Genomic DNA, 14,146 nt, shown 5'->3' with positions numbered 1-14,146 from the left:
CTCTTTGTGATCTTTTTGTGCCGATCAACCGGTTCGCGCGGTGTTCGTTTTCACAATTTTCGGCATGGACAAAAAATCGTTTGACAATTACAACGCGCGCGTAAATCCTCCGAGCACTCTCCGTGAGAACACTCTTCGTGTCGGGGACGCGATTCCCGCGCCTTCGGTTGCGTCACCCGGCGCGAAAAAAGAATCCGCCGGGAAACGGATTCCCGGCGGACGCGGTGATCGCCGATCTCGGTGTCGCGGGGTGACGAAGGCGGACGACGAGCGGAGCGTCCGACCACGCGAGAGCGGGATCAGCCTGCGAACCCGGAGATCAACCGGAGTGCTCGGGCACCCCAGCCGAGTCCACGGACGAGCACACCCCGGACGCGGGTGAGGTAGCGGCCACGAACGGTTCGGGAAGTTCCGGAGCCGCACCGAGCAGCCACGCCAGTACGACCTCGGCCCGCTCGGCGCCGCGACCGTCACCGAACGGATTGCCACCGGCCAGCATCGACTCCCTGGCACGGGCGTCGTCGAGCAACCGCGAGGCGTGGTGCACGATCCGGGCCCGCTCGGAGCCCACCAGCAGAGCACACCCCGCGTCGACGGCTTCGGTGCGTTCGGTGACGTCGCGCAGCACCAGCACCGGAACGCCGAAGGCCGGCGCCTCCTCCTGGATCCCGCCCGAATCGGAAAGCACCAGTGTGCTGGCGGCGAGCACGTGCGCCAGCTCGCCGTAGGGCAGTGGATCGGTGACCAGCACGCGGGGATCGGCCTCGAACATGCCCCGGACCATCCCGCCGACCCGCGGATTGGGGTGAGCGGGCAGCACCACCCGGATGTCGGGGTGCAGCGTGGTCAGCTCCCGGACCGCGGTGAGAATGCGCCGCATCGGCTCACCCCAGGATTCCCTGCGGTGCACGGTCACCAATACCAGTCGATCGTCACCGTTGGCGGCCCGTTCCACCGTCCCGGCCAGCTCCCCGTTCTCGAACACCCTTTCACCGCGGGTCGCCGATTCCACCGCGTCCACCACGGTATTGCCACTCACCAGGATTCTTTCGGGGGCGATCCCAGAATCGCGCAGATTCCGCGCCGCGAGCTCGGTTGGGGCGAGATGAAAATCGCCGACCTGGGTGACCATTCTTCGGTTGAGTTCCTCCGGGAACGGCGCTCGCAGGTCGAACGAGCGCAGTCCCGCCTCCAGATGGACCACCGGAACACGGCGCCAGAAAGCGGTGAGCGCGCCCGCCAGCGTCGTGGTGGTGTCACCCTGCACCAGCACCGCTGCCGGCGGCCGACTCTCGGCCAACTCGTCTAGAGCCGTGATCAGCTCGCTCAGCAGTTCCGGCTGCGTCCCGCTACCGCGGCGCACCGTGATGTCCACGTCGGACTTCAGACCGAAGGTGCGCAACGCCTGCGAAACCATTTCCGGATGCTGTCCGGATGCCACCATTACCGGACGTATCCGACCGTTGTCGAACGACGCGCGGGCCACCGGGGCGAGTTTGACCGCCTCGGGTCGTGTTCCCGCGACGAGCCACACTTCTGGCTGCCCGCGAGGCGCGAAACTGTTAATCTCGCTGCCGTACATATTCCGCGACCTCCGACACGCCGAAAACGGCCGACTCTGCTCGACCCACAGGGGATCTATACCGAAAAAAGCGCGGTACCGCATGCACGTCCGCGCTCGTGTCCGAATAATGAAAGATCTTGTTCGAACGGAGTGGACATGTATTCTCTTCGGTTCTGCGGCGCTGCCGTGTCGAGCATGGGAATCGCGAGCACCAGCGGTAACCTCGGTGTTCTCTACGGTATTCTGTCGATCCTTTCACTGCTGGCGTTGCTGCTGGCCGTACGATCCGTGCGACTGCACCGGCGACCGGAGGCCACGCTCCTGATCGGGCACGAGAAATGATCGGATGGTTCCCGGTAGTACTGATGATCGTACTACTCGTCTGGTGGCCCACGCTGAATCTGCTACTCGCGGTGTTCTCGTGGCGGGTCCCGGCGTCCGTGACGGAGCACGACGAGAACGAGCCGTTCTCGTTCTTCATCGTGATCCCGACGCTGAACGAGGAACGCGTCATCGCAAGCACCGTCGATCACGCACTGGCACTGGGGAGCCCCGAAACGCCGGTTCGGGTGCTGGTGATCGACGACGACTCCGACGACGACACCCGCGCGATACTGGCGGGCATCACCGACCCCCGGCTGCACGTGATCCACCGCGAACCACCCCGGGCACGCATCGGCAAGGGCGACTCGCTCAACCAGGCGTGCGGCTACATCCTCAGCCACACGGAGCTGGATCCCGCTCGGACCGTGGTCGGCGTGCTCGACGGTGACGGCCGGGGCAGCCCCGACATGCTCGGCGAAGTCACGAACATGCTGCGTGACGAGACGATCGGTGCGGTGCAGTGCGGAATACGCATCCAGAACCGCGAGAGTGTGCTGGCACTGCTGCAGGACCTGGAGTTCGGCGTGATGATGGACTCCGTGCAGCTGCTGCGGGATCTGCTCGGCAGTGTGGGACTGGGCGGCAACGGCCAGTTCATCCGGCTTTCCGTGCTCGCCTCGTACTCCTGGTCCGACAGCCTGGTGGAGGACTACGAATTCGCGCTGCGGTTGCACTTGGACGGTGTGCGCGTCAGATACACCAACAGTGCACGCGTCGGCCAGCAGGGGCTGCCGGACGTACCGAGGCTGCTGCGGCAACGAGCCCGCTGGGCACAGGGCAATCTGCAGTGCGCGCACCACGTTCCGAGCCTGGTGAGATCGCGTGCGGTGAGCAATCCGGCGCTGCTGGACTTCCTGCTGGCGTTGATCATGCCCTGGGCGACGGTCCCGATGTCGGTGGTATTCAGCGGTCTGGTCGCGCTCAGCGTGGTCACCACCACCGCGGCGACCACCGGAAACGTGCTCACGGCTGCCCCGGCGATCGCGCTGGCCTCCGTCACCTGGCTGTTCCTGCTGTTCCTGCCCGGACTGGTGTGGGGTCTGGTGCACCGCCTGCGGCTGGGTGACGAGCCGCTGCGGCGTTGTATGCTGGCCGGGCTGTGCTATCCGGGTTTCCTGCTGTGCGGGGTGTTCGCCACGTGGCGCGCGATGTTCCGCAGGCTGACCCGGCGGAACTCCTGGGCCAAGACGGACCGGGTACCCGACCGGCCCGTCGTGGCGGAGTGAGGTTCTCCGGGCGGCGCGCCGGAGGCTCCTCGACCGTTCGAGGCGAGCGGTGGGCTCTCCCGCCGTACCGCCCCCAAGCCGAGTACCGCGGCTCGCCACGGACGATGGACGCATGACCGACAGTGCGCGCGACGGCGGGAACTTCCGACGACTGGCACCGGGCCAACGCACCGTGGTTCGGCTCGCCGCCCCGGACGCCCCGGAGTCCAGGAAGCTGTTCGAGACGACCGAGATCCTGCTCGAAGCCCCCAACTGGACCCCGGACGGCAGCGCGCTGCTGCTCAACGGGAACGGAGCGCTGTGGCGGCTCGACGTCGCTCGTCCCGATGACGTCGAACACGTCCCGCTGACCGGGGTGCCGGACATCAACAACGATCACGTGCCCGCACCGGACGGGCGGACCGTTTACGTCACGGCCAAGGACGGGCACATCTACGCCGCCCCGATCACCGGAGGCGCGGCCACCCGGCTGACCGAGGACGACGGGTGGCGGCACTACCTGCACGGCGTCAGTCCGGACGGAAGGAGTCTGGCGTGCGTGCTGCTGCCGAGCGGTGGGGACGGTACAGCCGGTGAGCTGGCGGTACTGCCCGCCACGGGCGGTCCCGTGCGGGTGCTGGAGACCGGGCCGGGACACCTCGACGGGCCGGAGTACACCCCGGACGGCGAGTGGATCGTGTTCAACGACGAGTCGTTCGGCGAGGAACCCGGGCACGCGCAGCTGGCACGCGTCCCCGCCGAAGGGGGAACACCTCGTCGGCTGGTGAGCTCGGCGACCGTGGACTGGTTCCCGCACGTCTCCCCCGACGGCAGGTACGCGAACTACCTGTCCTACCCGGCCGGGACTCTCGGGCACCCGCCCGACACCGAGGTCGCGATCCACGTGGTCTCCACCGCGGACTGGCAGACCCCGCTCCGCACCTTCCCGCTGTTCGGCGGGCAGGGCACCAGCAACGTGGGCAACTGGGCTCCCGACAGCGGTCGGTTCGCCTTCGTGTCCTACGGGTAGGAGTTCGGCGGCCCGGTCCGCGTAGCCGGTTCCGTCGCGGAACCTCCGGCCCGGCGGTGCCGGGGGCGAGGGTGGTCGGAGTTCGCCTAGCGAGGGTGGTCGGAGTTCGGCCTGCGTCGATGGCGCGGCGATTTCGTGGGAAATTCACGCGGTCGGAGCCACACCGCCCACCGACCCGACGATTTCGCGAGAAATCGACGCCCGGTGCCCGCGGCGACGAAGCGAGGAGCGGAGCTGTCAAATATCTACTGTGGAGCTGACGGGACTCGAACCCGTGACCCCCTGACTGCCAGTCAGGTGCGCTACCAACTGCGCCACAGCCCCGTTTTCCCGATCGGGATGTTCAGCTCGTCGTGACTGCTCATCCCTTGCGCGGACACGATACACCGCCCGCACGCGAGCCGTTCGGGGGCCCGCCCCACGCCGTGCCCACACGGATGCCCGGGCCGCCGATGACGGCCCGGGCACGGCGCGCTCGCCTCACACGGTCTCGCGCATGTCGTGCATGATCGCGAGCTGAGCCTTCTGAGTGGACATCATGTCCTGGGACATCTGGTTCAGCTCCTGATCACTGCCGTTGAGGATCACGTCCCGCAACATCGCGACCGCACCATCGTGGTGCGGGATCATCAGGTCCAAGAACATCCGGTCGAACTCGGCTCCGGAGAGCGTCGCGAGCCGGTCCATCTCCTCCCGGCTGGCCATCCCCATCCGCTCGAGCATGTCGGGGTTGTCCAGCACGTCCTGGTAGGCGGTCTCCGGATCGGTCACCGGCAGACCGTTGCGGCCCTGCCAGCCCCGCATCATCTGAATTTCCAGACTCTGCTCGGTGCGAATGCGGTCGGCCAGCGACTTCAGCTCGGGATCCGCCGCGCGGTCCGGAGCCAGTTCGGACATGACGATCGCCTGGTAGTGGTGCGGGATCATCATGCGGGTGAACTCGGCGTCGGCCTCGTTGTACGCCTGGGTGGCCGCACTCGCGGTCCCGGCGCCGAGCAGGCCCACCAGCAGCAGCACCACCAGTGGGGAAAGTTTCCGCAGGAACATCGCCTGCTCCCTTCCGAACGGCCCGCGCCGGGCCCGGTGGCGACCGGACCCGGCGGCAGGACGGATCACTCGGGGTACGAGTACTGCGTCTGCGGGTTCAGGACGTCCAGGTGGACCTGCTTGGCATGGCCCATACCGGGACCGGTCACCTTCATGACGTCCAGGCCGCGCGTGATGTCGCTGGAGTACACGTAACCGTTGTAGTAGTACGCCGACCAGGAACCGCCGAGGGTCAGGTAGTCCTCGTTGACCGGACCGCGGTCGAAGTAGCCGATCTCCTTCGGCGCGGTGGTGTCGGTGAAGTCGAAGATCGACACACCGCCCTGGTACCAGGACTGCACGTAGACGTTGCGGCCCGGAACCGGGATCAGGTTCCCGTTGTGCGCCACGCAGTTCTCGGTGTCGGTCTGGTCGCGCGGGATCTTGTAGTAGCTCTGGAAGTCGAGCTCGCGGTCGTCCCCGCTGCCGGTGATGTTGTAGATCGCGTTCGCGCCCTTCTTGGGACCGACCTCGTCGTTGCACGTCGGCGCACCGCCGCCACCGAGCTCATCGGTGAACAGGACGCTCTCGCCGTCGTTGGTGAACGTCGCCGAGTGGTAGAAGGCGAAGTTCGGGTCCTCCACCGTGGTGATCACCCGCGGCTCGACGCGGTCGGAGATGTCCAGCAGCGCGCCATCGCCCATGCAGGCACCACCGGCGAGGTCGTACTCCGGGTAGACCGTGATGTCGTGGCAGCCTGCGGTGCCGGCCGCACCACCGTCGGGGAACAGCACCGGCTCGGCGACCACCTTCGCATCGGTCGGGCTACCCGCCGGGACGTTGATGACCGAGATCGAGTCGTGCGGCGGCTGGCAGTTCGGGAACGCCGGATCCGGGTTGTACGACGAGACGTAGAGGAACAGGTCGTCGGTGTTCTTGCCCGGCACCATGGTGTGGGTGTGCGAACCGCAGTTGGTCTTGATGCTCTTGATGTAGCGCGGGTTCATCTTGTCGCTGATGTCGAAGACCCGCATTCCCTCCCAGGAGCTGGGATCCTCGTAGGACCCCTGCTCGCTCTGGCAGGTGGGGTCGGTGCGCGCGTAGTCCACCGACAGGAACAGCAGGCTGCCGTCCGGGCTCACCGACACGTCACCCTGCCCGCCCGGGCAGTGCACCTGGGCGACCGTCTTCGGCTTGTGCGGTTTGGAGATGTCGTAGACGGTGAAACCGTCGTAGCTGCCCTGGAAAGCGTAGTTCTGGTAGAAAGCCAGATCGCTGTGAGTCGACTCCCGCAGCGGACCCTGCCGTGGCACGTTGGCCACCGGGTGGACATTGTTGCTGTGCCGCACATCGTCATCCGGCGGCTGGGCGGCGACGGACGGCACGATCAGTGCCAGCCCGGCGACGGCAGCGGCCAAGCCGAGCGCGAGCGGCCTTCGGGATCGCCGTCGGCCACGAAACTCCAGCATTCGGTCAACCTCCCTGAAAACCCCAACTCAGGACTCGCCGGGCGAGCCGGAAGATCCCGAGTTTTCCGGCGAGGATCCTTACACGCCGGAACGGCTCCGGACAGGGTGCGATCGGGTATTTACGCATCGCACAGCAGGAAACATGCCCGTATGTCGTAATGCTCGCTACGCCGAGGGGAGTACCGAATCGGACAAAAGGACCTACCGGAGCCCTCAACGTATTTCACAGCGGAGCGGGCGCCGGCGGAACCGCGCTTCCAGGAGAGCGGGTGGTGGTTCGCTGTCCGCCCACCCGCGAGTTCTCCCGCGCGGCTCTCGCGGACGGCCCGGTGTGGTGTGGCCACTGCTCGACACCGGGCCGCCGCGGGCGAGAGCCCCGAAACGTTCCAACGAGCGGCGCGGGAGAGAACCGAGCCGACGAACTTCTGTCAGCAGGAGGAGTTGGTCTGGGTCAGCAGCCCGAGCTCGTACGGGAGCTGGGAGTACTCACCGCCCGCGTCCGGATCCTTGCCCTGGTAGAGGAACTGGAGCCGGCAGGGGTCGATCGTCATGTTCTGGTCGACACCGGATCGGATCAGCTCACCGTGGCTGATGTCGGCCGTCCACTCGCCACCGGGGAAGGTGACGTTGTTCGATCGGGCGAACGGGTTCCGCTCGGTGTCGGCCAGCCTGCTCCAGAAGCCGTCGATGCTGTCGGAGGTCCAGGAGCGGAACCAGCGATGGCCGTCGCTGCCGATGGCCTCCACCAGCAGCAGGTACTTGCCGGTTCCCGCCACCTTGTAGACGTTGCTCGCCTCGAACAGGTCCTCGGGGGTGTCCCACACGGCGATCTCGGTATCGCCGAAGCCGTAGGGGAACTGTCCGATCGTGGTCTCCGCACGGTAGAGGTGACCGTTGTCGTCGGAGGAGAACAGGTAGCACATGGCCGAGTCGCAGGTGACCCAGAAGTCCACCCAGTGCCCGTCACCGATGTTGTCGGAAACGATGTCCGGCATGCTGTCCATGAGGTTCCTCGGCTCGGACCAGGAACTCGGATCACTGGGATCGTCCGTGGTGGAGTAGGAAGGCACACCGGTCTGGTAGACCAGGTACCACTTGTCCTGGGGCTCGAAGTAGAACACCTGCGGTGCGGCACGGTATCCGGAGCCGATGTCGGACTGGTCGAGGTAGTAGTGCGGGGCCGAGGATGCCTGCGACCAGTCGCTGAAGTGGGTGTAGACCAGGTTCCAACCGCCCGACTCGCTCGCGGTCGTCCCGTACACCAACCACTCGCCGTCGTAGCGCACCACCGACGGGTCCTTGAAGGAGACCGCGTCGTGGTTCGCGTCGGGTTTGGGGCCGATCAACGGGCCGGTCGAGGTCCACTGGAAGTTCGAGGGCAGATCAGCCGTGGTGTTCGCGGTCGTGTCCGCGCTCGCGGTCGTGTCCGCGTAACCGGCGGACATCCCGCCCGCCGCGAGCATCGCGGCGGCAAGCACCGCGAACCAGCGTGAGCATCGCACTGTGGTCTCCTCCTGACGGAAGCGTTTGCCGGGATCGAGTGGGCGAGTTCCTCGGGAGAGCTCGAACCGGAGCACTTCGGCTCCCGGTTCAACTCCGTGAACGCGTACGAATCGAAGACACCGCTGTGGCACTCCTGTCCGGTGATATCGGCTCGCTGTCCCGTTTTATGGGAGCGCTCCCATAATTGCCACGCACCAAGAAGAAGCGGACAACGGAGAACTGCGAAGAAAGCGGACACCGGCCTCGGAATCGACCGGAGAACCGCGGGAGCAGTCGATCTTCTTCCGACACCTCCGGCCGTGAAACACCGGAGAGCACGTGTCACCGGAAAGCCGGAATCCCGCTCACATGGAACCCTCCTCGTGACCTTCGCCCACGGAGTCGCCGCGACAACCCCGAAATCCTTGTTCGTGATACCGAACAAAGTTCGAAGCCATCGGGGATACAAGTTCCACGAAGTGCCGATCGCTGTCAACAGTCCCGCGAAAACGACTTCCCGGATCGCCCCGGAAGCACCAGCGGTCAACCGCCCGACGGGCGAACTCGGGCGAGATCCGTTTCGGGACTCGTCCTCACACCGAGAAGCCCGCTCAGCGCCCCCGTCGTGCCGAGCCGATCGGGACTCCGTCACGAAGCCGACCGGCTCGGCACGGGTACGAGAGCCGCGAGCCTCAGCGGGAAGCACCGCCCTCGACACGGTTGGTTGCACGACGGACGCTCAGACGACTCCCTGGGCCATCATCGCCTCCGCCGCGCGGAGGAAGCCCGCGATGTTGGCGCCGAAGACGTAGTCGTGGGAGGCACCGCCGTAGGACTCCGCGGTGGCACGGCACCGCTCGTGCACGTCGCGCATGACGGTGGCGAGCCTGTCCTCGGTCCGCTCGAAGGTCCAGGTCTCCCGGGAAGCGTTCTGCTGCATCTCCAGCGCCGAGGTGGCCACGCCTCCCGCGTTGGCGGCCTTGCCGGGGCCGAAGAGCACACCCGCCTCCCGGAACGCCTCGATCGCCTCGGCCGTGCACGGCATGTTCGCGCCCTCGGCGACCGCGAACACCTCGTTCTTGACCAGCGTCAGGGCGTGTTCCCGGTTCAGCTCGTTCTGGGTGGCGCAGGGCAGCGCGACGTCGCACGGCACGTCGAACACCGAGCCGCTCTCGACGAACCGGGCGTTCGGCCTGGCCTCGGCGTATGCGGGCAGGCGCTGCCCGCGCACCTCCCTGATCTCCTTCAGCAGCTCCGGATCGATCCCGTCATCGTCGACGAGATAACCGACCGAATCGGAGCAGGCCAACACCGTCGCCCCCAGGGCACTCGCCTTCTCGACGGCGTAGACGGCCACGTTGCCCGAGCCGGAGACCACCACGCGCCGGCCCTCAAGGGAACGCCCTCGGGTGGCGAGCATCTCCTGGAGGAAGTACACGACCCCGTAGCCCGTCGCCTCGGTGCGAACGTGCGAGCCACCCCACGCGACCGACTTACCGGTCAGCACCCCCGCCTCGTGGCGGTTCGTGATCCGCTTGTACTGGCCGAAGAGGTAACCGATCTCGCGGCCCCCCACACCGATGTCACCGGCTGGGACATCGGTGTGCTCGCCCAGGCTCCGGTGGAGCTCGGTCATGAACGACTGGCAGAACCGCATGATCTCGCCGTCGGACTTGCCCTTGGGGTCAAAGTCGGCCCCGCCCTTGCCCCCGCCGAGGGCCATCCCGGTCAACGCGTTCTTGAAGATCTGCTCGAAGCCGAGGAACTTGACGGTGCCGAGGTCGACGGTCGGGTGGAACCGCAGCCCGCCCTTGTACGGCCCCAGGGCGCTGCTGAACTCCACGCGGAAGCCGCGGTTGACCCGGACGTCGCCACGATCGTCGGTCCACGGGACCCGGAAGACGAGCTGCCGCTCCGGTTCGCAGAGGCGCTCGACGATCCGCGCGTCCACGTACTCCGGATGCTTTCGCAGCGCCGGTTCGAGGTCGTGCAGCACCTCGGCGGCCGCCTGGTGGAACTCGCTCTCCCCGGGATCACGTCGGCGGAGCTCCGCGTAGACGCTTTCGACGTGTTCGGTGACGTCCATCGCACCGCCCTTTCCCTCCGCGTTCGGACTCGCGGGGCCGGCCACCGGGCACGTGCCCCGCACCGGTCCTATAGGTAAAGCGGCGGAGTGTCCAGAGCCGGTGAACTTCCTCATCCGGCCGCACGGCATCCTTGGGCGGAACGCGCTCGGCCGCTCGCTCGCATCCCCGCTTCCGGGTTTCGGAGTTCCTCCGGTCACCTCGTTACCACCGGGACAGAATCAACAGAATTCCGCGATTCACGTCGCGCTCTTCCCTCCGTCTTCACGCACACCCGCGGAAATCACGAACACCGAAATGTTCGGCATCCCGCGGACAGCAGGCCATCTTCGAAATTCCAGACTCTCCCCACGGAGAACAGGACTGTCAACAGCCCCCGGGAAACGGAATCCAGGATTGCTGCGGAAGCAGCAGTCGGACATCGGCTCGACGAGGGTAACCGTAGAACTCCTCCCCGAACGCATCCGTCCGGGCGGTGACCGATGGATACGGTGCACGTCGTTCGGGACTGTCCCAGACCGTTCGTCCCGGCGGAAGCGCACACGGCCGGAACGTCACCGCCGAAAAAAATTCACCACCACGCGCACTCCGAGGTTAGGAAGGACCAACGAGCATGTATAGGAAACCCCCAATGGGGGTACATGAATTAAGTCTTGGCCGGTGGGCACTCGACGGGATTAATCTCTTCACAGCTGATCCGGCCTGCTCGAATCAACGCCGATTCCAGAGTTTCGCGCACCCTCCTGCACAGGAAGCCCGCGAACCGGCAGCGAACACCAGTAAGCGAACCACAGTGGAGAAAACGTGATTCGGACAAAAATGACCGAATTGCTCGGGATCGAGCATCCGGTGGTCAGCGCACCCATGGGCTCGGTGGCAGGGAGTCACCTGGCCACCGAGGTGTCTACCGCTGGGGGGCTGGGACTCGTGGGTGTCAGCTACGGAGACGCCGGTTTCATCGACGAGCACGTCGCGCGCACAGCGGAGTTCGACGGTATGTGGGGTGTCGGCTGCGTGATGTTCACTTTCGACGAGCGGCCCGGTCTGTGGGAGCGAGTGATGTCCTATGCGCCACCCGTGGTGGCGCTGTCATTCGGTGACCCGGACCAGGTGAGCAGGTATGTCTCTTCGGCACGTTCGGCCGGGGCACACGTGCCGGTGCAGGTGCACGACGTGGCACAGGCCAGGATCGCGGTGGAGTCCGGCGCAACCATGCTGATCGTCCAGGGCGCCGAAGCCGGAGGGCACCACAAGTCACAAGCGACGCTTCCGCTGATTCCCGCCGTCGTCGAAGCGTGCTCCGAGAGCATTCCGGTGATAGCGGCCGGCGGTATCGCGGACGGTCGCGGGCTCGCGGCAGCTCTGGCCCTGGGAGCCGACGGCGTCATGATGGGCACTCGATTCGCCGCGGCTCAGGAATCGCTGTCCACCCCCGGTTTTCGGAGCACCCTGGTGGGCAGCGGCACCTCGGAGACCGTCAACACCCGCTCTTTCGACGTGCTGCGGGGAATCCCCTGGGACGGGATGTATCAGGCACGGGCCGTGGAAAACGACTTCACCCGAACCTGGAACGGACGGGACGACGAACTCGAGGCGGTCCGCCACGAAGTGGAACCGACCTGGACCGCAGCCGTCGTGGCCGACGACACCACACAGCGGGCCATGTTCGCCGGCGAGGTGCTGGATCTGGTGAACGAGATCCGACCGGCCGCCGAAATCGTGCACGAAACAGTCACGGAGGCCGAGCAGGTCGCCTCGCGTCTCAACCGGCTGGTCGACGCCGGTTCGCGGGTCTGAACAGTTCCGTTCCCGCATCGGCACATCGAGGAGAGAAAACATGATCCACGTTCTGAGACTGAGCATCACGGCATCGGACGAACTCGTCGCCCGACATCTGGAAGCACACCGAGAGTGGGTACGCCGCAACTGCGACGCGGGACTCATCCTGCTGGCAGGCCCCGCCGTGAACGGCGGCGGCACGGTAGTAACCGCGGATCTGTCCGACGAAGGGGTGCGGCGGCTCATCGAGGACGACCCGTGGCACCAGCACGATGTAGCCACCTACGAGTGGACATCCTTCGACGGCCGCTACGCCAGTCCCGGCGTGATCACGGCCACCGGCATGAACGAACAGGTACTACTGATCAATGTCGCGACCACCGACGACGCCGAGGAATCGGTGGAGGCACTGGCGAAGACCGTCGACCACGTCTCGCACGCGCCAGGGTTCCAGGGCTCACGATTGCTGACCAGCCTCGACGGAGACGCGATCGTCAACTTCGCGATGTGGTCGAGCAAGCCACACTTCGACGCCATATTCGACGATCCGGAGTTCCGTCGCCGATACGGCGTGTTCGCCGAGACCACGAACCACGCGAAATTCCGGCTCTACCGCACCAGCCGAATAATCTCTCCGCGCAACTGATCCCCGGAACGAACCAGGAGACAGAACATGGATCCCGAATCACAAGATTACGACTTCATCGTCGTGGGATTCGGCGCAGCTGGCCTGTCCGCTGCCCTGAGTTACGCCGAAGCCTCCGAGAACTGGGAGCGCCCCGCGCGCATCGCGGTGTTGGAACGGGCACCGCGTGCGGAACGCGGTGGTGCCACTCGATGGACCGGGGCTTTCCTCCGGGTGGACGAGCAACGAAATCTGGATACCGACTGGGTCGATCACATGCGCCGAGTATCCGGTGGGCTGGCCGATGAGGAGTACTGCCGCACGCTGGAACAGCAGACACCGGAAACCCTCCGGTTCCTCGAACGACACGGTGTGCGGATCCGATTCGACGACTTTCCCCTGCCGCACACCTTCCACGGCGGTCAACCGGGCATGTCAGCGCCCGCGAGCCCGGACGGGGGCGGTGCCTCGATCGTCGAGAACCTGGGAAACGAGCTGGAAGCGGATCCGAGGGTCGATGTCCACTACGAGACCGAAGCCTTTCGCCTCGGCCTCGACGACAACGGCGACGTGAACAGCGTCCTGGCTCGTGGTTCCGACGGGCGTCTGCGACGACTTCGCGGCACGGCGGTGGTGTTGGCCTGCGGTGGTTTCGAGGGAAACGCAGAGATGCTCGCGCGGTACGCGGGGGCCGGGGCCTGCGACCTACCGCTCATAGCTCCCGGCGTCGGCAACAACCGTGGGGACGCCCTGCGCATGACGTCGGAACTGGGCGCCGACACGGCGGGTCAGTTCGACATGATCCACGCCGAGCCCGTGGACCGTCGCACCGACGCGGCGGACGCGGTGCTGTACGGCTTCAGCTACGGGATCTTCCTCAACGGCAAGCTGGAACGCTTTTTCGACGAGGGGCAGAACACCTGGGACAACACTTTCGAGCACGTCGGTTACGAAGTCTGGCGCAACCAGAACCAAGAAGCGTACTGGATCGCGGACGCGAAGACCCTGTCCATCCCCGGAATCATGAATTCGCTGCTCAGCGATGTCCCTCCGGAACAGGCGGACACGATCGAGGAGTTGGCGGACAAGCTCGGCGTCGATCCGGGAGGACTGGACAAGGCGGTCGCTGAGTTCAACGCGGCGATCCGGCCCGGTGAGTTCGGCCCCTTCGGTTTCGATGCCAAACACACAACCGGTCTGGAACCCGACAAGTCGAACTGGGCGATCCCGCTCGACACGGCACCCTTCATCGGCATTCCCATCACCGCTGCCGTGTGCTTCACCTACGGCGGCGTCCGCACCGACACGTCGGCGCGTGTGGTCACACCCTCCACGACCGCCATACCCGGTCTGTACGCCGCCGGCGAGGCGACCGGGCTGTTCTACCACGCCTACCCACCCGCCACCTCGGTATTACGTTCGTTGATCTTCGGTAGGCGTGCGGCTCATCACGCCGCGGGGTTCGCTCGGTAATCCACAGCAGTCCCGACGAGGACAC

11 protein-coding genes and 1 tRNA gene are annotated in these 14,146 nt (G+C 66.1%); 6 read left to right on the top strand and 6 right to left on the bottom strand.

Features of this window, described 5'->3' with window-relative positions:
- Positions 1 to 319 precede the first annotated feature (319 nt).
- Positions 320 to 1,582: a non-hydrolyzing UDP-N-acetylglucosamine 2-epimerase gene (wecB, locus tag BM394_RS14220; protein ID WP_092978657.1), complete on the bottom strand. Its 1,263-nt coding sequence runs from the start codon at positions 1,580 to 1,582 to the stop codon at positions 320 to 322.
- 138 nt (positions 1,583 to 1,720) lie between these two features.
- Here wecB and BM394_RS22465 point away from each other — a divergent pair, with 138 nt between their 5' ends.
- From BM394_RS22465 to BM394_RS14210, 3 genes are all read left to right on the top strand, one after another.
- Positions 1,721 to 1,906, top strand: coding sequence for a hypothetical protein (locus BM394_RS22465; RefSeq protein WP_139235223.1), 186 nt, complete (start codon positions 1,721 to 1,723; stop codon positions 1,904 to 1,906).
- A 23-nt stretch (positions 1,907 to 1,929) separates the two neighbouring features.
- Entirely contained in the window at positions 1,930 to 3,174 is a 1,245-nt protein-coding gene (locus tag BM394_RS14215) for a glycosyltransferase family 2 protein (RefSeq protein ID WP_217643509.1), read from the top strand.
- Positions 3,175 to 3,286: 112 nt separating this feature from the next.
- Complete coding sequence (locus BM394_RS14210; protein WP_092978653.1) at positions 3,287 to 4,183, top strand: TolB family protein; 897 nt, start codon at positions 3,287 to 3,289, stop codon at positions 4,181 to 4,183.
- 251 nt (positions 4,184 to 4,434) lie between these two features.
- On the opposite strand, the gene BM394_RS14205 is transcribed toward BM394_RS14210, so the two are convergent.
- The 5 genes from BM394_RS14205 to gdhA form a co-directional block, all read right to left on the bottom strand.
- Positions 4,435 to 4,507, bottom strand: a tRNA-Ala gene (locus BM394_RS14205).
- Positions 4,508 to 4,663: 156 nt separating this feature from the next.
- Positions 4,664 to 5,230, bottom strand: coding sequence for a DUF305 domain-containing protein (locus BM394_RS14200; RefSeq protein ID WP_092978646.1), 567 nt, complete (start codon positions 5,228 to 5,230; stop codon positions 4,664 to 4,666).
- Positions 5,231 to 5,295: 65 nt separating this feature from the next.
- Positions 5,296 to 6,678, bottom strand: coding sequence for an LVIVD repeat-containing protein (locus BM394_RS14195; RefSeq protein ID WP_092978644.1), 1,383 nt, complete (start codon positions 6,676 to 6,678; stop codon positions 5,296 to 5,298).
- 428 nt (positions 6,679 to 7,106) lie between these two features.
- The gene (locus BM394_RS14190; RefSeq protein ID WP_217643508.1) at positions 7,107 to 8,180 is read right to left on the bottom strand and encodes a glycoside hydrolase family 62 protein; all 1,074 of its coding nucleotides are present in this window, start codon (positions 8,178 to 8,180) and stop codon (positions 7,107 to 7,109) included.
- Between the two features lie 719 nt (positions 8,181 to 8,899).
- The gene (gene gdhA / locus BM394_RS14185; RefSeq protein WP_092978640.1) at positions 8,900 to 10,246 is read right to left on the bottom strand and encodes an NADP-specific glutamate dehydrogenase; all 1,347 of its coding nucleotides are present in this window, start codon (positions 10,244 to 10,246) and stop codon (positions 8,900 to 8,902) included.
- Positions 10,247 to 11,063: 817 nt separating this feature from the next.
- On the opposite strand from gdhA, the gene BM394_RS14180 reads away from it, so the two are divergent.
- Genes BM394_RS14180 through BM394_RS14170 form a run of 3 tightly spaced genes read left to right on the top strand, consistent with a single transcriptional unit; the run spans position 11,064 to position 14,121 of the window.
- A complete protein-coding gene (locus BM394_RS14180) occupies positions 11,064 to 12,041 on the top strand; it encodes an NAD(P)H-dependent flavin oxidoreductase (RefSeq protein WP_092978636.1) in 978 nt (325 codons plus the stop codon).
- Between the two features lie 40 nt (positions 12,042 to 12,081).
- Positions 12,082 to 12,669 carry an antibiotic biosynthesis monooxygenase gene (locus tag BM394_RS14175; RefSeq protein WP_092978633.1) on the top strand — a complete coding sequence of 196 codons (588 nt, stop codon included), beginning with the start codon at positions 12,082 to 12,084 and terminating at the stop codon, positions 12,667 to 12,669.
- 27 nt (positions 12,670 to 12,696) lie between these two features.
- The gene (locus BM394_RS14170; RefSeq protein WP_092978629.1) at positions 12,697 to 14,121 is read left to right on the top strand and encodes an FAD-binding protein; all 1,425 of its coding nucleotides are present in this window, start codon (positions 12,697 to 12,699) and stop codon (positions 14,119 to 14,121) included.
- Positions 14,122 to 14,146 lie beyond the last annotated feature (25 nt).

It is taken from the genome of Actinopolyspora lacussalsi subsp. righensis (assembly GCF_900116555.1).
Classification (GTDB): Bacteria; Actinomycetota; Actinomycetes; order Mycobacteriales; family Pseudonocardiaceae; genus Actinopolyspora; species Actinopolyspora lacussalsi.
This window is presented reverse-complemented; position numbering and strand designations above follow the sequence as displayed.

Excerpts from the sequence above, each read along its gene's own strand:
- wecB (WP_092978657.1), bottom strand. The coding sequence starts at position 1,582 with ATGTACGGCAGCGAGATTAACAGTTTCGCGCCTCGCGGGCAGCCAGAA.
- BM394_RS22465 (WP_139235223.1), top strand. The coding sequence starts at position 1,721 with ATGTATTCTCTTCGGTTCTGCGGCGCTGCCGTGTCGAGCATGGGAATC.
- BM394_RS14215 (WP_217643509.1), top strand. The coding sequence starts at position 1,930 with ATGATCGTACTACTCGTCTGGTGGCCCACGCTGAATCTGCTACTCGCG.
- BM394_RS14210 (WP_092978653.1), top strand. The coding sequence starts at position 3,287 with ATGACCGACAGTGCGCGCGACGGCGGGAACTTCCGACGACTGGCACCG.
- BM394_RS14200 (WP_092978646.1), bottom strand. The coding sequence starts at position 5,230 with ATGTTCCTGCGGAAACTTTCCCCACTGGTGGTGCTGCTGCTGGTGGGC.
- BM394_RS14195 (WP_092978644.1), bottom strand. The coding sequence starts at position 6,678 with ATGCTGGAGTTTCGTGGCCGACGGCGATCCCGAAGGCCGCTCGCGCTC.
- gdhA (WP_092978640.1), bottom strand. The coding sequence starts at position 10,246 with ATGGACGTCACCGAACACGTCGAAAGCGTCTACGCGGAGCTCCGCCGA.
- BM394_RS14180 (WP_092978636.1), top strand. The coding sequence starts at position 11,064 with ATGACCGAATTGCTCGGGATCGAGCATCCGGTGGTCAGCGCACCCATG.
- BM394_RS14175 (WP_092978633.1), top strand. The coding sequence starts at position 12,082 with ATGATCCACGTTCTGAGACTGAGCATCACGGCATCGGACGAACTCGTC.
- BM394_RS14170 (WP_092978629.1), top strand. The coding sequence starts at position 12,697 with ATGGATCCCGAATCACAAGATTACGACTTCATCGTCGTGGGATTCGGC.